At 41.2% G+C, this 16,560-nt stretch carries 17 protein-coding genes; 6 read left to right on the top strand and 11 right to left on the bottom strand.

The window, feature by feature from the left end; all coding sequences use genetic code 11:
- Positions 1–1,532: 1,532 nt before the first annotated feature.
- On the bottom strand, positions 1,533–2,102 hold the full coding sequence (locus BK120_RS08495) for an NUDIX hydrolase (protein WP_372238966.1): 570 nt from the start codon (positions 2,100–2,102) through the stop codon (positions 1,533–1,535).
- Positions 2,103–2,192: 90 nt separating this feature from the next.
- On the opposite strand from BK120_RS08495, the gene mciZ reads away from it, so the two are divergent.
- Positions 2,193–2,357, top strand: coding sequence for a Z-ring formation inhibitor MciZ (gene mciZ / locus BK120_RS34840; RefSeq protein ID WP_144376708.1), 165 nt, complete (start codon positions 2,193–2,195; stop codon positions 2,355–2,357).
- Between the two features lie 141 nt (positions 2,358–2,498).
- Here mciZ and BK120_RS08485 read toward each other — a convergent pair whose 3' ends face one another.
- Positions 2,499–3,629, bottom strand: a complete 1,131-nt coding sequence (locus BK120_RS08485) for a M20/M25/M40 family metallo-hydrolase (protein WP_076267034.1) — start codon at positions 3,627–3,629, stop codon at positions 2,499–2,501.
- Positions 3,630–3,725: 96 nt separating this feature from the next.
- Here BK120_RS08485 and prli42 point away from each other — a divergent pair, with 96 nt between their 5' ends.
- The gene (gene prli42 / locus BK120_RS35200; protein WP_161807522.1) at positions 3,726–3,827 is read left to right on the top strand and encodes a stressosome-associated protein Prli42; all 102 of its coding nucleotides are present in this window, start codon (positions 3,726–3,728) and stop codon (positions 3,825–3,827) included.
- Here prli42 and lipB read toward each other — a convergent pair.
- The 5 genes from lipB to lpdA all read right to left on the bottom strand — a co-directional run bounded on the left by lipB (position 3,813) and on the right by lpdA (position 9,512).
- Positions 3,813–4,520, bottom strand: coding sequence for a lipoyl(octanoyl) transferase LipB (gene lipB, locus BK120_RS08480; protein WP_076267033.1), 708 nt, complete (start codon positions 4,518–4,520; stop codon positions 3,813–3,815). The genes prli42 and lipB overlap by 15 nt on opposite strands.
- 17 nt (positions 4,521–4,537) lie before the next feature.
- Positions 4,538–5,860 carry a dihydrolipoamide acetyltransferase family protein gene (locus tag BK120_RS08475; RefSeq protein ID WP_076267032.1) on the bottom strand — a complete coding sequence of 441 codons (1,323 nt, stop codon included), beginning with the start codon at positions 5,858–5,860 and terminating at the stop codon, positions 4,538–4,540.
- Positions 5,861–5,970: 110 nt separating this feature from the next.
- Complete coding sequence (locus tag BK120_RS08470) at positions 5,971–6,954, bottom strand: alpha-ketoacid dehydrogenase subunit beta (protein ID WP_076267031.1); 984 nt, start codon at positions 6,952–6,954, stop codon at positions 5,971–5,973.
- Positions 6,954–7,988 carry a thiamine pyrophosphate-dependent dehydrogenase E1 component subunit alpha gene (locus BK120_RS08465; RefSeq protein WP_076267030.1) on the bottom strand — a complete coding sequence of 345 codons (1,035 nt, stop codon included), beginning with the start codon at positions 7,986–7,988 and terminating at the stop codon, positions 6,954–6,956. Before BK120_RS08465 ends, BK120_RS08470 begins: the two co-directional genes overlap by 1 nt.
- A gap of 96 nt (positions 7,989–8,084) precedes the next feature.
- Positions 8,085–9,512: a dihydrolipoyl dehydrogenase gene (gene lpdA / locus BK120_RS08460; RefSeq protein WP_076267029.1), complete on the bottom strand. Its 1,428-nt coding sequence runs from the start codon at positions 9,510–9,512 to the stop codon at positions 8,085–8,087.
- Between the two features lie 216 nt (positions 9,513–9,728).
- On the opposite strand from lpdA, the gene BK120_RS08455 reads away from it, so the two are divergent.
- Positions 9,729–10,022 carry a DUF2627 domain-containing protein gene (locus tag BK120_RS08455; RefSeq protein WP_076267028.1) on the top strand — a complete coding sequence of 98 codons (294 nt, stop codon included), beginning with the start codon at positions 9,729–9,731 and terminating at the stop codon, positions 10,020–10,022.
- A gap of 91 nt (positions 10,023–10,113) precedes the next feature.
- Here the strand turns inward: BK120_RS08455 and coaD are convergent, their stop codons facing one another.
- Positions 10,114–10,596: a pantetheine-phosphate adenylyltransferase gene (gene coaD, locus BK120_RS08450; RefSeq protein ID WP_076267027.1), complete on the bottom strand. Its 483-nt coding sequence runs from the start codon at positions 10,594–10,596 to the stop codon at positions 10,114–10,116.
- A gap of 136 nt (positions 10,597–10,732) precedes the next feature.
- On the opposite strand from coaD, the gene BK120_RS34835 reads away from it, so the two are divergent.
- Positions 10,733–10,900, top strand: coding sequence for a mechanosensitive ion channel protein MscL (locus tag BK120_RS34835; RefSeq protein WP_144376707.1), 168 nt, complete (start codon positions 10,733–10,735; stop codon positions 10,898–10,900).
- Between the two features lie 288 nt (positions 10,901–11,188).
- Positions 11,189–12,409 carry a GNAT family N-acetyltransferase gene (locus BK120_RS08445; protein ID WP_076267026.1) on the top strand — a complete coding sequence of 407 codons (1,221 nt, stop codon included), beginning with the start codon at positions 11,189–11,191 and terminating at the stop codon, positions 12,407–12,409.
- A gap of 145 nt (positions 12,410–12,554) precedes the next feature.
- Here BK120_RS08445 and BK120_RS08440 read toward each other — a convergent pair whose 3' ends face one another.
- The 3 genes from BK120_RS08440 to BK120_RS35195 form a co-directional block, all read right to left on the bottom strand.
- Positions 12,555–13,259 (bottom strand): YHYH domain-containing protein, encoded by a 705-nt coding sequence (locus BK120_RS08440; protein WP_076267025.1) that lies wholly within the window; start codon positions 13,257–13,259, stop codon positions 12,555–12,557.
- Between the two features lie 71 nt (positions 13,260–13,330).
- Positions 13,331–14,311, bottom strand: coding sequence for an NERD domain-containing protein (locus BK120_RS08435; protein WP_076267024.1), 981 nt, complete (start codon positions 14,309–14,311; stop codon positions 13,331–13,333).
- A gap of 511 nt (positions 14,312–14,822) precedes the next feature.
- Complete coding sequence (locus BK120_RS35195) at positions 14,823–14,978, bottom strand: hypothetical protein (RefSeq protein WP_179089764.1); 156 nt, start codon at positions 14,976–14,978, stop codon at positions 14,823–14,825.
- A gap of 416 nt (positions 14,979–15,394) precedes the next feature.
- Between BK120_RS35195 and BK120_RS08430 the strand changes: the two genes are divergently transcribed.
- Positions 15,395–16,426, top strand: coding sequence for a tyrosine-type recombinase/integrase (locus BK120_RS08430; protein WP_076267023.1), 1,032 nt, complete (start codon positions 15,395–15,397; stop codon positions 16,424–16,426).
- Positions 16,427–16,560 lie beyond the last annotated feature (134 nt).

Here is a 16,560-nt window from a genome sequence, read left to right as displayed (position 1 = left end):
ACCCAAACCCTCCCTTCCAAGGGAGGGCCCAAGGGTTGCACCCTCTGGACACCCGTAACTCGACTAACGTTGGCGATAATCTGTGGAGATATGCTTGGTTTATATTGGAGCGCTTTCGTCCCTGCGGGACACGCTGGAAGCTTGTGATTGCATTGCATGCTGCATGTTTCTCGTTTTAAGCTACTACAAATCTTCTTTTAAAACCTTCTAAAAACTAATAGCAATGATTTGTCGCTTAGTTTTTTATTTAGACTTTAGTTAGAACCCTTACAAACATACCCTTCTAGGGAGAGCCCCTTGTTGCTCCCTCAGGTCACCAGTAACTCAACTAACGTTGGCGAAACTCTGTGCTGGAACATATGGTTTAGGTGGAGCGCTTTCGTCCTTACTAGACACACCTGGAGATTGTCAGTTTCATTAGTTAGTTATTTAGTTTAGTTACAAACATATAGCCATTTAGTAGAAAATTTAAAGAAATTTCAATATTATTGAAAACCAAGTTTCGATTTTTGGGTGTTTTTTTATAATTCGCACTGATTAAAACAATATAAATTTTTACTCCTAGTAATTGAGATTGATCAATGAATAGATTAGTTTAAAACAATAATAATCCTTCGCTCTAGATGCTAACGGACATTAGATACCTTATTTAGCTTTTTTTCACCCTTTTTCTGATCTTACGGACATAGGATCTCTTATTTAGGTTTGAAAGCTTCGATTATGCTCCTTTTCAACCAAATAACGGAACTCATGTCCGTTAGTAGTCTGTTTTGGTCGATTTCTTCACAAATAACGGCTTTCATGTCCGTTAAGAACGCATTTTACGACGCAAAAGCAACCTAGATATACACAATGAACCTTGTAAGGCTAAATACGAGAAGTACGTCCCCAAAAGTAAGAGAACCAACGCAAAACAAAAAACTTAGCACTCAAAAGCAAATATAATAGCAGTTAAATACAAAGAAAACAATAAGCGAAAATTATAAATATACAGCTTAGGGTTCTAGAGTTCTGCTGTTCTTGAGTTCTAGTGTTCTAGTGTTCTTGAGTTCTAGTGTTCTTGAGTTCTTGAGTTCTGCAATTCTATGGTTCTAGAGTTCTAAAGTTCTAGCGTTCTAGCGTTCTAGCGTTCTAAAGTTCTAGATTTGTTGAGTTCTTAAGTTCTTGAGTTCTGCAGTTCTGCAGTTCACAGAGTTACAATTGTACAGATTTAAAGATTTAAAGTTTTACAGTTCCACAGATCTAACGTCACAGAATTCCAGAGATTCACTGCTCTATAGCTCTACAGATCTACCATACCAGACTTCCAGAGTTCCACAGCTCTACTGTTCTATAGTTCTACAGTTTTCATCTCTACATCTCTATAGTTCTACATCTCTGCATCTCTGCATCTCTACAGCACTATAGCTCTACAACTCTACATTCCTATAAATTTAAAAAATCACTAAATTACACAAGGGGTTGTCTTACTTTTCATTATATGAGGGGTTTGAGAGAGGTATGACGGGTATGTTGTGGGAAGACAGGGTCGGTTAGAACCGACCTGTCAAAGAGTATAGTTTCCAAGCGTAGACGGCTAGGATCGTTTTGGCGTCGCTAATACGGCCTTCTTGGATATAGGCTTCAGCTTGCTCGAGAGTGATGGCCTCAACCTTCAAGTCTTCATCATCGTCAGGGTTTATTACGCCCTGCTCCACTTTATCAGTGAAATAAATATATAGCTTCTCATCTGCAAACCCTGGTGATGTATAGAAAGCGCTTAGGAGAGTCAAATCATCAGAGCGGTACCCCGTCTCTTCTTCAAGCTCACGAGCTGCTGCTGTCATTGGATCTTCGCCTGGATCAAGCTTGCCAGCAGGAATCTCGATTTGGAATTTTTCCAGCGGCTTGCGAAATTGCTCCACTACTAGCAGCTTTCCATCCAAAAGCGCCATAACCGCTGCTGCTCCCGGGTGTTTGACGATTTCTCTTGTTGCGGTTCTACCGTCTGCAAGCGTGACGGTATCAACCTGCAGCGTAATCATTTTACCTTCAAAAATAGGCTCTGTCTTAATCGTTTCCTCACGCCACAACTCAGCTCTTTGCTGCTCTTCCACTCGTATTCGCTCCTTAAAATTGAATTTGATTCTTTCGCATAACTTGTCCTGCCTCTGCATAACTATCATTATATCAAATCGACAGGGGAGATTAATATGAAACAATATGTTGCACTCAATCACTTGCGCTTAGTAGGAAAAGGCTGGGAAATAAAACATCAGCTGCGCAAGCTTTCGGCTTCATCCTTATCAAGAACACCCATGTCCGAATATACAAATGTCATCAGCGTTCGCCGTGTTCCTTTGGAAAAAATGAATTAGTCATCTCATGGATGCATGCATTTAGACAAAAACCCTCCTTCCGCGATCAGCCAAAACTGAGCCGCAGGATCGAAGGGCTTTCTGTCATTTTACAGCAAGGCCAATCGAAGCTATTGCTTCTTAGAACCTCCGCTAATCCTATTATGCTTCAGACGCTTGTTTAATAATTTCAACGACAAGCTCAGTCGTTTTCACCAAATCATCAACCTTGATCTGTTCTTTCGTCGTATGAATATGCTCATAGCCAACAGCTAGATTGACTGTAGGAATGCCTAAGCCGTTAAAAATATTTGCATCGCTTCCCCCGCCTGAATGGAATGTACGCGGTGTACGGCCGATTGCTGTGATTGCTTTTTTGGCGAGCTGTACTACTGGATCTGCATCATCGTACTGATAAGCAGGATAAATGATTTCACTTTCAAGCTCTCCCCGTGCACCAAACTCTTCTGCAGCACTCTCAACCGCTTTTCGCATCGCAACAATCTGATTGTCCAGCTTATGCTGTACAATGCTTCTCGCCTCAGCATACAGCGTCACAAAATCACACACAATATTTGTAGCGCCGCCGCCCTCGAATCGGCCGATATTCGCCGTTGTTTCTTTATCTATACGTCCAAGCGGCATTCTTGCAATTGCTTTTGCAGCAACTTGAATAGCACTGATCCCATCCTCAGGATTAACGCCAGCATGTGCTGAACGACCATACATTTTGATCGTAACTTTCGCCTGTGTCGGCGCTGCTACTGCTATATCACCAACGGCGCCATTCGAATCAAGCGCGTATCCAAACTTAGCTTCCAGCTTCGATGCATCAAGTGAGCGTGCGCCAAGTAGACCTGATTCTTCTCCTACCGTAATCACGAATTGAATACGCCCATGCGGAATGGATTGCTCCTTAACGACACGGATGGCTTCAAAAATGGCAGAAATGCCTGCTTTATCATCAGCGCCAAGAATAGTTGTTCCATCGCTTCTTATATAACCATCAGCGTCAAGCTGCGGCTTGATGCCAACACCAGGTGTTACTGTGTCCATGTGGCATGTAAAAAAAATCGTTGGTGCTGATGCTGATGCTCCCTCTGCTTCCCATATTGCAAACAAATTCCCTGCGCCATGCCCGGTCTTAGCTGCTGCATCATCTTCACTAATTTGCAAGCCAAGCGCTTCGAACTTTTGCTTTAGCACACGGCTTATTTCCTGTTCATGTTTTGTTTCGCTATCTATCTTCACCAATTCCATAAATTCATTCACTAAACGATCTTTTGTAATCATTAACGTTTCCTCCGTCCATAACTTTCGTATACAATAGAGTAAATGACAAGCTCATAGCAAGCTATGACGTTCCAAATCAAGAAAGGGGTTTTTCATATGCGCAGACAACGATTGATCCGAATTGTTGCCATCGTTCTCGTATCGGCATTAGTTTTATCATCCTTGCTAGCTGGTCTTGGATCACTATTTCTTTACTAGATCCAATTCACATCTGAATTCTTTCACAAAATGAGGGAGCAATTGGTTCGCCGCTTCCTCAACCGATAAATCAAGTCCTGTTAAATCATTAAAGGATGTTACGCCGAACTGCTGGATACCGCAAGGAATAATCCCACTAAATCCTTCTTCGGCAATGCCTGATTTAATATTGAGAGCGAATCCATGACTCGTAATAAAGCCCCGCTGATGGCGGGCTTTATTAAATTTTACGCCTATGGCCGCTATTTTCAGATCACCGACCCATACTCCTGTATATTCCGGCTTTCTGCCCGCTTCTATACCATACTCGCTCAGCCAATTAATAATGACCTGCTCAAGGCTCCGCAAATAGGCATGCAAATTAAGGCCTACTGCATCTAGATAAAGAAGTGGATAGCCGACCAGCTGGCCAGGGCCATGATAAGTAATATCCCCGCCGCGATCGATTTGATAAAAAGCGATACCTCGTTCCTTAAGCTCTGCCTCATCAAGCAGAAGGTGCTCAGGATGTTTGTCAGAACCCATCGTATACGTAGGCGGATGCTGAAGAAGGAGCAGCGACTGATTGCGCTCCTCCTTATCAATTTGCTTTATATATGTTTTTTGCAGCTCCCACGCTTCCGCGTAATCGAACATGCCTATATATTGGGCATCCAGCCGTCTCAAGCTTTTTGCGTTATCCGCTTCAGCCATGATCGTGCTCCCCTTTTCTAATACAATTTGCTTTCTAGATTAAAGCTCTCTAGATTATCCTTCACACGCTGTAAGAAACGACCACAAATAACGCCGTCCAAAATCCGATGATCAAGTGACAAACATAAGTTAGCCATTGAACGAACAGCGATCATATCATTTATGACAACGGGACGCTTCACTATGGATTCAAACGTTAGAATGGCAGCCTGCGGATAGTTAATAATCGGATATGACAAAATGGAACCGAAGGAGCCTGTATTGTTAACAGTAAACGTTCCGCCCTGCATATCAGACAGCGTCAGTTTACCTTCTCTCGTTTTACGAGCAAGCTCTTCAATTTCTTTGGCAAGACCGGCTACGTTTTTGTGATCAGCATTTTTGATAACAGGTGTAAGAACAGAATCCTCTGTACCAACCGCCAGCGCGATGTTGATATCCCGCTTCACAATGATTTTATCAACAGCCCACATGGAATTCATGATTGGCACATCTTTGATTGCATTAACGACAGCTTTGAGCAGGAATGCCAAATACGTCAAATTAATGCCTTCGCGCTTCATGAAATCATCCTTAAGCTTATTGCGCAGAAGAACGAGATTCGTTACATCTACTTCAATCATAGTCCACGCATGCGGTATTTCACTTACGCTTTGTCTCATGTTCCGAGCAATCGTATTCCGAATTGGCGTTACATCAATGAAGCTATCACCACGACCAGCTCCCGATGCACCTTCCACTTCGATTTTCGGGAATCTTGGCGTTTCCGTCAAATGCAGACCAGAAGAACGCACCTGCGCAGCAGCATCTACAGTCCGGGCTGCAGGCACAGCAGCATTCCCGCTAGAAGCTTGATTTCCACCAGCTGCTACATAGGCAAGAACGTCTTTACGTGTGATACGTCCGCCTAAACCGGTTCCTGGAACATCGGTAAGACGAATGGAGTGTTCAGCTGCCAGCTGCTGTACAGCCGGTGAGAAACGATTGCGCATTGGAGCGTCTTGTAAATCTATTTCACTTACTTGTGTGGTTGTTGCCTCTCTTGGTGCAGCCGTCTGGGATTCCGCAGCCCCGATTCCGGCATCCTCAGCAGAACCTTCTGTTTCAATTATGCAGATTGGAGTGCCGACTGGAACGGTCTCCCCCTTGCCAACAAGGATACGAACAAGCTTGCCGGCTACAGTGGAAGGCAGTTCTGCATTCACTTTATCTGTAATAATCTCGCAGACAGGCTCGTAAACATCAACCCAATCGCCAGGCTGCTTCAGCCATTTATCGATGGTAGCTGATACAAGTGATTCTGCTAGTTGAGGCACGACGATTTCCGTCATAGTTTTCATAATTCACATCTCCCTACTGGCCGAGGCGTAAACGGCTACCGCCGTCCTTCGGCGGCGCAGCATACGTTTCGCGGTGACATATAAGCTTAGTACTTTAGACTTCTTATATTTTAATAAAGCGCTAGCTGTCGCATTGCTTCTTTAACTTTATCTTTGTTGAGCATAAAAAACTTCTCGCCCGGCGGGTTGATAGGCATCGCTGGCACGTCTGGTCCACATAGTCTCATAATCGGAGCATCAAGCTCATAAAGCAGCTCTTCTGCGATGATCGCTGAAACTTCTGCACCTACGCCGCCAGTCTTATTGTCCTCATGGATAATAAGCACCTTGCCTGTTTTTCTCACCGCTTCAAGAATGCCTTCTTTGTCCAGAGGCTGAAGCGTCCGTAGATCGAGAATATGAGCGCTAATGCCCTCAGTCGCTAGATCTGCTGCCGCCTGCTCCACAAAATGAAGAGGCAGACTATAACCGATAACCGTAATGTCATCGCCTTCGCGAAGAACATTCGCTTTGCCAATAGGAACAATATAGTCCTCTTCTGGAACTTCATCCATAATGAGCTTGTAGCATTTTTTATTCTCAAAAAATAATACAGGGTCCGGATCACGCACAGCTGCTTTTAGAAGCCCTTTCGCATCATAAGCACGGTATGGAGCAACAATTTTCAGACCAGGTGTACCGAAAAATACCGATTCCGTACATTGTGAATGGTACAGTCCTCCAAAAACACCGCCGCCAATAGGAGCGCGAATTACAAGCGGGCAAGTCCAATCATTGTTCGAGCGATAACGGATTTTGGCCGCTTCGCTAATAATTTGATTGGTAGCCGGAAACATAAAATCTGAATACTGCATTTCAGCAATAGGCTTCATGCCATACATTGCTGCGCCGATTGCAACACCTGCAATGGCTGATTCTGCAAGCGGAGTATCAAGAACACGATCCTCGCCAAATTGCTCCAACAATCCTTTGGTCGTTGTAAAGACGCCGCCTTTGAGACCAACATCCTCACCCAGAACGAAGACATCTTCGTCTCGTTCCATTTCTTCCTTCATCCCTTGGCGAATTGCATCAATATATTCAATAACTGCCATTATTCCGTACCTCCTTCATCAGCATCATCCGCATAAACGTGCAGCAATGTAGATTCCGGCGTCGGGAACGGCGCTTTATCGCCATATTCAGTAGCCTCGTCAAGCATCTTGCGAATTTTGGCTTGAAGCTCAGTTTCAAGCTCCTCCGACCAAATCTCGCAATCAATCAGATATTGCTTATATTTTGGGATGCCATCTTTCGCACGATTGGAATCAACTTCTTCCTTCGTACGATAAGCGAGATCGTTATCTGAAGTAGAGTGTGGTGAAATACGGTACATCATTGCTTCAATCAATGTTGGACCTTCGCCTGCAATTGCGCGCTCACGCGCCTCCTTCACAACACGGTACATCTCAAGCGCATCGTTACCGTCAACCTGATATCCAGGGAAGCCATAACCAAGTGCACGGTCGGCAACCGTACCTGCTAATTGCTTGTGAATAGGAACTGAGATTGCATATTGGTTATTTTCGCACATGAAAATAACAGGCAGCTTATGTACTCCAGCAAAGTTGCAGCCCTCATGGAAATCGCCTTGATTGCTCGAACCTTCACCAAATGTAACAAAGCTAACAAGAGGCTTGTTTTTCATTTTTGCCGCAAGCGCTATGCCTACTGCATGAGGAACCTGCGTTGTTACTGGACTTGAGCCCGTTACGATTCGCAGCTTCTTCGAGCCAAAGTGGCCAGGCATCTGGCGTCCGCCGCTATTCGGATCTTCCGCTTTGGCGAAAACCGACAGCAACAAATCACGCAGTGTCATACCAACAGAGAGCACGAAGCCATAGTCCCGATAATAAGGTAAAAAATAATCTGTTTCTCGATTAAGTGCATACGCCGCAGCAACCTGTGCTACCTCTTGTCCTACACCTGATACGTGAAAATTGATTTTCCCTGCACGCTGCAGCAGCAGCATACGCTCATCAAACTTGCGAGCAGTCACCATCGTTGCGTACATATCAATTGCTTGCTCATCGCTAAGCCCTAATTCCAAATGACGAACATTTTGCCCAGTAGAAGCAGATTGGGTCATAAGGTGTTCCTCCTTTTGCGCGCTATTATAACCTGGTACTAAGACTTGATCATATATATTATAACTCCAATTGAACCAAAAAGAAAACAGTCTTCATTAGAACGATATCGCTCTATCATCTACGGCGAGCATCGCTTCTCCCAGCGCCTCTGAAAGCGTCGGATGAGGATGGATCATTTGGCCAACTTCCCAAGGTGTTGCGTTCAGAATTCCAGCAAGTGCTGCTTCGGATATTAGATCCGTTGCATGAGCTCCAATCATATGAACACCAACAATATCGTTGGTCTTCCGATCAGCGATTACCTTAACGAATCCTTCTTTCTCTCCTAAAACAATAGCCTTGCCAATCGCTTGAAACGGAATTTTACCCGTCTTGATGTCATGCCCTTTCGCGCGTGCGCCATCCTCTGTCAAGCCGTAAGAAGCAATTTCCGGACGGGAATAGATGCACCTTGGTATCAAATGAGCCTCAATCGCTACGGGTTTCTCACCGCAAATATGCTCAGCAGCAATTAAGCCCTCATGCGCAGCAGCATGAGCGAGTTGAACACCGCCAATCACATCGCCAATGGCATAAATATGAGGTTCGCTCGTTTGACCGAACGCATTGACCTCGATCACACCGCCTGAAGTTCGAACATCGGTATTTTCAAGGCCCATGTTTTCCACATTCGCTTGGCGTCCTACGGATACCAATAGCTTTTCTGCAGTCAATATGACGTCACCGTCTTGCGTAGCTGCAACGATAGACACTTCACCGTTTTCGCCTTTGTATTGATCGGTCTGCAGTTGAACGCCAGTCAGCACACGTACACCGCGTCCACGCAGCACTCTTGTCAGCTCGGCTGAAACCTCTGTATCTTCACCAGGCAAAAGGCGGGAGCCCGCTTCTACCAAAATAACTTGAACGCCAAAATCATGCAAAAGCGAAGCCCATTCAACGCCGATTACCCCGCCGCCGACAATAATAACGGATTTAGGCAATTTGTCCATAATTAAAGCTTCATCACTGGTCATTATATATTCGCCGTCTGGTGTTAAACCAGGCAATGTACGAGGACGAGATCCTGTAGCAATAATAAGATTAGTGGATACAACTGATTCCATTTCCCCGTCCGGCAGCTCTACGGCTAATGAACCACTTTTTGGAGAGAAAATTGAAGGACCGATGACTCTGCCCTTGCCTTGAATAATTTGAATGCCATTCTTTTTCATAAGGCTTTGAAGTCCACGATAGAGCTGCTCTACGGTTTGATCCTTACGCTCTTGCACTTTGCCATAGTTGAGCGATATCGCCCCATCAGCTACTTGGATGCCAAATGAGCTTGCTTCAAGCAGCGTTGAGTATACCTCAGCGCTCCGGAGCAGCGATTTACTCGGAATACATCCTTTATGTAAGCACGTCCCGCCAAGCTTGTCCATTTCGATAATGGCAACCGATTTTCCTAGTTGTGCAGCACGAATGGCTGCTGTATAACCGCCAGGCCCGCCTCCGAGCACTGCTACATCTACCTGTATAGCCATAAAATCATTCCCTTCTAATAACCATAACTATATACTTTTTTTGCCTATTCATATAACTCTCAACGATGCCCATTCGCATTGTAACACGTCATCCATCCCTATTGTACCTGTTTTTAATGACGAAAACATCGTCGTTTTACGAAATAGACACTCTACACGTAAAAAGGTATGATAGAAGTAACTGTATATTTTGACCGATAAGGAGACACTGTATTTATGAAATTAGTTGCCGCTCGCTTTATTGCTATCCTCATGCTCGTTATTCCAGGCTTACTTGCTTGCTTCGGTTTTCTGAAAATGAAAGATTCGGTATTCGTGTATTTTTCTGAATTCGGAAATGAAACCATTACGCCAGATTTTGAATGGCTCAAATTTTTACTTGGATTTATCATGTTCGCTGCGGGCGCTGGTTTTATCGCGGGCTGGACTTTTTTTCGCGACCGCAAACGGAACTACGTTGCTACTAGGTTTAAGCAGAAACGTCCTCGCCCGCCAAAACCACAAAGCTAATTTTATACAACAATCATAATTAAAACCGCTCATGTTCGGATCGTTTTGATCCTAGCTTGGCGGTTTTTTTGTATGATGAATTTGTAAAAAACTAGGTATAATCAACGTAATCAAGCATTTGCGCATACGCTTTTGGAACCATATAAGAAGCTGCCAGTTCCGTCTTATCAGACATAAGAAACATTCTAACGAGTGAGCTGCTCGTTTGCATGTAATGCGTGTATGGAGATAAATAAATCGTATCCGCCAACGTAGTATTACGAATATATTGCTCAAGCTGCAGTTCATATTCTAAATCAGTTGCATTCCTAATTCCCCGTATGACCACGTTAATATCATGCTCATTGATATAGTCAGCCACAATGCCTTCATAAGGAATAATATGGATCTTATCATCCTTTGGCACAGATAAAGCGACAAGCTCCGTACGCTGCTCAATCGTAAAATGATGTTTTTTCGATCGATTATTGGCGACTATAATATGAACCTCACTAAATAATTGAAAGGCTCTCTCTATAACGGACACATGCCCAAGTGTAATCGGGTCGAAACTTCCAGCGTAGACGGCTCTCATCCTGTCACCTCTCCTTATATATTTTACATAGCGATGATGCTTTCCAAAAAAAATTACAATTGTCCGCATTTCAATTTATGATCTCATCATACAACAACACTATTATGAAATTAACCAAAAGAAATGAGGTGCAATCATGAAAATTGTATTCGATGTTACCGTAGATGGAAAAGTAAAAGAGACAATCCAGCCACAAACGCAGCGCCTAAAAGAAATTCATAGCTTTATAAAAGCAGAATCGCATGGTTTAATCAAGAAATATGGCAGCAACGTTTATTTAAACCGCAGAGTTGTTTACAACTGAGGCATCCTTGATGGCCTTTTTTTTTTGAAAAAACCCATTTTATCTTCAATTTTCAACTCCTCCAAGCCCGGTACCCACTTAACACACATCCATATCTGTTTTTGATTAATCAGATCAATTGTAGGACATCCTCAGCATATAGAAAACTTTTCACCATACGCCAATAAACATTTTGAATCAATGATATCGTATCCTATGCTGCATCCCTTCCGCTAGGGCTGATTTGTTTGCACTTCTAAGGGATGGTACACTACTTGGATATGTTTAAATAAATGGAGGTCATCACCTATGAGTCGACGGAAGCTACATGACAGACTCAAGTTAAAAAAAATCGAAACCCAGCATGGCGAGCAGTTCAACAATTTATTGCGCTATGTTTTTCAAGTCACTAATCGAGATTTACAAACCTTTGGCTGGGAAAACAGAGAGATCGCAAAGGCCAAACTTCCCGTCCTTCAGTATGCCGATGTTCAAGGATGGTTTGATGGCGATAAACTTATATCTCAGCTTGCTGTATATCCCTTTCAGGTCAACATCTATGGACATATTTATGAAATGGGTGGATTAACAGGAGTTGGTACATATCCCGAATATGCCAATTTGGGCTTGATGAATAAACTCATGCTGCTTGCCTTAAGCAAAATGCGTGAGCGTAAGCAATCGATCTCTTACTTATATCCCTACTCCATCCCTTACTACAGGCGTAAAGGCTGGGAGATCATTTCCGATAAAATTTCTTTTGAGGTTCCGGATACTCAGCTGCCTAAGCTAAAAAACGTGCCTGGTCATGTAGAGCGTGTAACCATTGAACATCCGGACATCAAAACAATATATGAGCAATTTGCCCGCTTGCACCATGGTGCAATGCTGCGAAACGAGCTCGCTTGGGAAGAGTACTTGCGCTGGGATTTAGATGATATGACCGTAGCGATCTATTACGACAATAACGACTCACCTATGGGGTATTTGCTGTATTGGATTGCCGAAGAGATCTTTCACATGAAAGAAATGATCTATATTAACGAAGAGGCACGCACTGGATTATGGAACTTTGTCAGTGCCCATTTCTCAATGATTACGCTTGTAAAAGGGGATATCTATCAGGATGAGCCTCTTGCATTCATATTGGACGACGGGGATATTAAAGAAACCATTGCTCCTTATTACATGGCACGAATTGTAGATATCGTATTGTTCATCGAGCAGTATCCATTTGAAAAGCAGGAAAAGGAAAGCCGACTCGTTATCAATCTCCATGATCCTATGCTTGAATGGAATCAAGGAACCTTCACCCTAACGGTAGACACAAACGGAAAAGGTCATATGACTCATGGCGGCATCGCACCTTCGGTAGTTATCGACATTCCCGCTTTAACGACGATGTTAATGGGTTACAAACGACCAACCTATCTTGCACGTATTGGCCGTATGCAGGCTGATGACGCGTCCATTCGAAAACTGGAACAACTGATTAATCAGGAGCGTCCGTATTTCTCTGATTATTTCTGATTAAGTGAATTTCGTTTTGTTCCCCCAAATATTGCAACTGAATTAATCAAAAAAACCACTGATCAAAAGATCAGTGGTTTTTTATTGCTATGATTCTTTCTAAAAACTTATATGATATTTCTTCTTAGCCAGCATATTTAAATGATTAATAAGATAAATATATTTTCGAATTCTCAATTGAATTAATTTTACCATCTATCAACGCCATTGCAGAACGTAATGGAATGTAATAATAGCCTTCAGCTTTAATAGCTTTTACACCAGTATATTTATCATTTAATAAAATCTTTTTGTCATCTGTCGATATTTTAATTATTATCTTATCTTTCTTTAAAATTACATTTCCTACTTTATCTAGCTCAATACTAAAGTTAAAAGAATTCGAAAAATCCCTAACAGAGATGTAACTTGAATTTTTGACGCTAATTAGTTGGCTATTAAGATTCATATATTGGTTGTTAACATATAAATTTAAATCTAGATAAGTGAATACTTCGCCATCAATTGTATAGCGGTTACAATCCCAGTTACGTTCGTAATAATTATAATATGTATCAGTTGATTTATAAGTATCTTTTAGCTTTATACAATGTGGAGCTGGAGGATATTCATTACTTATAACTTTCACCTTAGTAATTTTGGTAGAAGTGCTGGAAACGTTTGTACTTTTATTGCTTGATCCACCATTATGATAATGATAACCAGAGCATAAACCTTTGGACTTAGATTTTGCTGAACAATTATGTCCTCCATTACTATCCGTACGACCTGAGTGAGCTGAAGTAAGTGTAGGCATTACTACTAATAAAAAAAGAATGAATGATAATATAATTCCTAAGCTTTTTTTCATGAAATTTCCTCAATCCTCCCAGAATAATAAATCCTTCTTTTCAATTTCCATTTCAAAGATTTTAATCTTAGCTATTGTTTAAAAAAACTTAAAATAGCACCTCCATACTTTTCAACCTTAACCTTCCCAAATCCCTTTACCTCCAATAGTTCCTCTTCTGATCTTGGATATTTGGAAATAATATCTTCCAATTCATTGTTATTAAAAATATAATACGCTTTCACATTTTCTTCTCTAGATGTTTTCAATCTGTATGCCATCAATTCTTCTCTTAAAATCTGATCATTTTTTCTTGCATAGGTATCATCTGAAATTTGGTATTTTGTAATTAAATCCATTTCAATTGGAGAATTTACTTTGATAAGCAGATTCGCAATATCGAGCATTTCCTTCTCGCCCAAATCGTACTGGTTCGATTTATCATTTTGATACTTTTCTAAAGTGGTTTTAATCTGATCGTACTTTATAAGAGTTTTCTCTACTTCTGCTGGACATTTATATTTCTTTATTATTGTTTTTGGGTTTGCCATAACAACTAGTGATAAGATAGGCATATTATTGATTTTTAGCTCTTTTGAAAGTAGATGTTTAAGTATATCAACATGTCTTTTATTTTGAGTTACCGGGCTATAGATTCCTTCTTTATATTCCTTCCCATACCGATTCTTAATCGTTCTAATAAAATTTCCATCCTGATCTATGTTTATATTTCCACTCAACTTTTTTGTTTCTAAAATACATGTAAATTTATTTGATATGACTACAAAATCAAGCTGTGCAACATAATCTTCATAAACAACTCTTACATCATGCAAGCAAATGATGGGGAGGAACGAATGCTTCAGTTCGAAATATACATTGTTCTCACCATCTAGCCCATATTTTAGTAGCTTAATGTCTTTCTCAATGTTATCTTTTTTATCTCCATCTGAAACCTTATTTAGCAGATCATTAAGATTTGCAAGTTGCAAACTATCTTTTGAAAAATCCTTAATGAATGTTGGATTTTGAATTGTTCTTTTTTGACCAAATAATATGTTTAATATAGACATACGCAGTTCTCCTTGATTATCAGTTTTTATAGATCGTTAGTAGGAATAGACTCTTTAAACATAGTTATATTATACCATATTTTATCCATAAATGAGTTTTATTGAATAAATTACTTTTAAACATGAAATAGGCTAAGAATTTAATTATTCAAGCACTATTCTTGCCTTACACTCTATGGAGAGAATTTAACAGTGAGGAGACGATTAATAGAAAGAGTTAATTTTTCAACAAAAATAACACTACTATAAAGTCAAATAGGACAGATAACGCGTTCTTACGTTAGACTGTCCTTAAAAATCTTCAATTTGTTCAAGGTAATTGAATGGCTTTCTTACATCTTCCGCATCCTAAATAATGTTTTTTTTCTTCACACAATCCAAAACATTATAGATCACTTTCAACTACTTCTAAAAGAACGACACACGTGCTGCGATGTTCACTCATCTTTAACGCATTCGAAATAAGTCAATTTAAAAGAATCTTATAGATGAAATCATGGACATTTTTATCTTACTCATCTTCACTACCAACTTCCTTTGTTCCTCCACCGAAGTTCCAGCCTTTTGCCTCTATAAACTGAATGAAAGCATTTAAAAATTCATCATGATTAATGTCTTTTTCATCATTCGAGAAGACAACTCCATTAATCTCAATTCCTTTGTACATAGTTACCACCTCACCATTCAGAAATTATTATTAATCCTACGATCCTATTAGTTTCCTCAAAAAAATCCACTCCTCTTTTGGGGTTTAAAGCCCAACAAAGCAGTGGATTCAAATCATATCGATTTAAGATGACCTAGTTGAAAGGTATGAAATCACACAATAACTAGATTACGGATAGTTATGAACTACGAGTTTTCCTTTAACGATTCTCCCTTCTACGTTCAGCTAACTTTATGCTCAATCCTCAGCTTATCAGCCACCATTGCGATAAACTCGCTATTAGCTCGGAGGGTACGGAGCCTAATCCGTTATGTGGCGCACATTCAGACGTTCAGCTACTCGCCATTGCAATAAATTTTCGCGTATGTTTATCGGAATGGTTAGCGAAAATTCAACGCTATGGAGGCGTCCGATAAATGATCCGTAATAACCCGAAGTATACGTTTGCCTCAAAACGAGGTCGCAACGTTAAATTTGATTTTAAAACACAGATTGAACGTTATCTCCAAGTCAAACGAGTAGAGAAGCGCTCGCCGAAAACGATCGCCACATATGCGCAATCACTTAAGCAATTTCGCGAATGGTTTGAATCACGGAACGACTCCGAATTAAACTCGGATACCATGCGCGAATTTATTCATTATCTTACGTACGAGAAGGTTAGCTGGGACGATCATCCTACGAGTCCTAACGGTAAGGTAGGACTGTCTCCTCGATCCGTAAATAATACTATCCGAAACATTAAAGTATTCTTCAACTATTTAATGAAGGAACGCGTTTTAACACACTCTCCTTTAGACGCGATTAACTACCAAAAAGAAGAAAAAGAGACGTTCGAATTGTTTACGGATGAGGATGTATTAAAGCTATTATCAGCGCCCAATAAACGCGTCTATACTGGTCATCGCGACTATTGCATGATGCTTATACTTATTGACGGCGGTTTACGTGTAAAAGAGTTAACAAGTTTAAAAATATCGGATATCGATTTTAAGCTGCGCCAAGTTACGGTTCGAGCCGAAGTATCAAAAACGAAGACAACGCGCGTTATTCCATTATCTCAACGTACGGTTAAAGAAATCGAAAAACTCATCGAATATATGAACGTTGAGGAAAACGATTATTTATGGCTTACTCAGTTTGGCGAACGTTATTTCGGCGATACATTTGCGAAAATGCTGAAGCTCTACGCTAAGAGAGTCGGAGTTACTGGCGCGCGTGTTTCGCCTCATACTTTCCGCCATTATATGGCCGTAAAATTCCTACGCGGTGGCGGCGATCCGATCGCATTGGCTCGCATACTCGGCCACACTTCGTTAAATATGACGCAAGTATACGTCCGCTATACCGGAACAGACTTACGCGAGCAACACGATAAGGCATCACCGGTTACGAGCTTACTCGATCAAGGTAACGAAAAGAAACGCGGCAGATTACGGTTTAATTAACGCTATCGGCGCCATATCTAACACGGGTATGGCGCTTTTCACTTTTTTGATTTTCACTAACCTATGTTACTGGCTTAACGCAGGAAACTTTTACTTAATGTCGAATAACATTTCGATAGATCTTATACAAAAAT

The organism is Paenibacillus sp. FSL A5-0031 (assembly GCF_001956295.1).
Lineage (GTDB): Bacteria > Bacillota > Bacilli > Paenibacillales > Paenibacillaceae > Pristimantibacillus.
This window is presented reverse-complemented; position numbering and strand designations above follow the sequence as displayed.

Excerpts from the sequence above, each read along its gene's own strand:
- mciZ (WP_144376708.1), top strand. The coding sequence starts at position 2,193 with ATGAAACAATATGTTGCACTCAATCACTTGCGCTTAGTAGGAAAAGGC.
- BK120_RS08485 (WP_076267034.1), bottom strand. The coding sequence starts at position 3,629 with ATGATTACAAAAGATCGTTTAGTGAATGAATTTATGGAATTGGTGAAG.
- prli42 (WP_161807522.1), top strand. The coding sequence starts at position 3,726 with ATGCGCAGACAACGATTGATCCGAATTGTTGCCATCGTTCTCGTATCG.
- lipB (WP_076267033.1), bottom strand. The coding sequence starts at position 4,520 with ATGGCTGAAGCGGATAACGCAAAAAGCTTGAGACGGCTGGATGCCCAA.
- BK120_RS08475 (WP_076267032.1), bottom strand. The coding sequence starts at position 5,860 with ATGAAAACTATGACGGAAATCGTCGTGCCTCAACTAGCAGAATCACTT.
- BK120_RS08470 (WP_076267031.1), bottom strand. The coding sequence starts at position 6,954 with ATGGCAGTTATTGAATATATTGATGCAATTCGCCAAGGGATGAAGGAA.
- BK120_RS08465 (WP_076267030.1), bottom strand. The coding sequence starts at position 7,988 with ATGACCCAATCTGCTTCTACTGGGCAAAATGTTCGTCATTTGGAATTA.
- lpdA (WP_076267029.1), bottom strand. The coding sequence starts at position 9,512 with ATGGCTATACAGGTAGATGTAGCAGTGCTCGGAGGCGGGCCTGGCGGT.
- BK120_RS08455 (WP_076267028.1), top strand. The coding sequence starts at position 9,729 with ATGAAATTAGTTGCCGCTCGCTTTATTGCTATCCTCATGCTCGTTATT.
- coaD (WP_076267027.1), bottom strand. The coding sequence starts at position 10,596 with ATGAGAGCCGTCTACGCTGGAAGTTTCGACCCGATTACACTTGGGCAT.
- BK120_RS34835 (WP_144376707.1), top strand. The coding sequence starts at position 10,733 with ATGAAAATTGTATTCGATGTTACCGTAGATGGAAAAGTAAAAGAGACA.
- BK120_RS08445 (WP_076267026.1), top strand. The coding sequence starts at position 11,189 with ATGAGTCGACGGAAGCTACATGACAGACTCAAGTTAAAAAAAATCGAA.
- BK120_RS08440 (WP_076267025.1), bottom strand. The coding sequence starts at position 13,259 with ATGAAAAAAAGCTTAGGAATTATATTATCATTCATTCTTTTTTTATTA.
- BK120_RS08435 (WP_076267024.1), bottom strand. The coding sequence starts at position 14,311 with ATGTCTATATTAAACATATTATTTGGTCAAAAAAGAACAATTCAAAAT.
- BK120_RS35195 (WP_179089764.1), bottom strand. The coding sequence starts at position 14,978 with ATGTACAAAGGAATTGAGATTAATGGAGTTGTCTTCTCGAATGATGAA.
- BK120_RS08430 (WP_076267023.1), top strand. The coding sequence starts at position 15,395 with ATGATCCGTAATAACCCGAAGTATACGTTTGCCTCAAAACGAGGTCGC.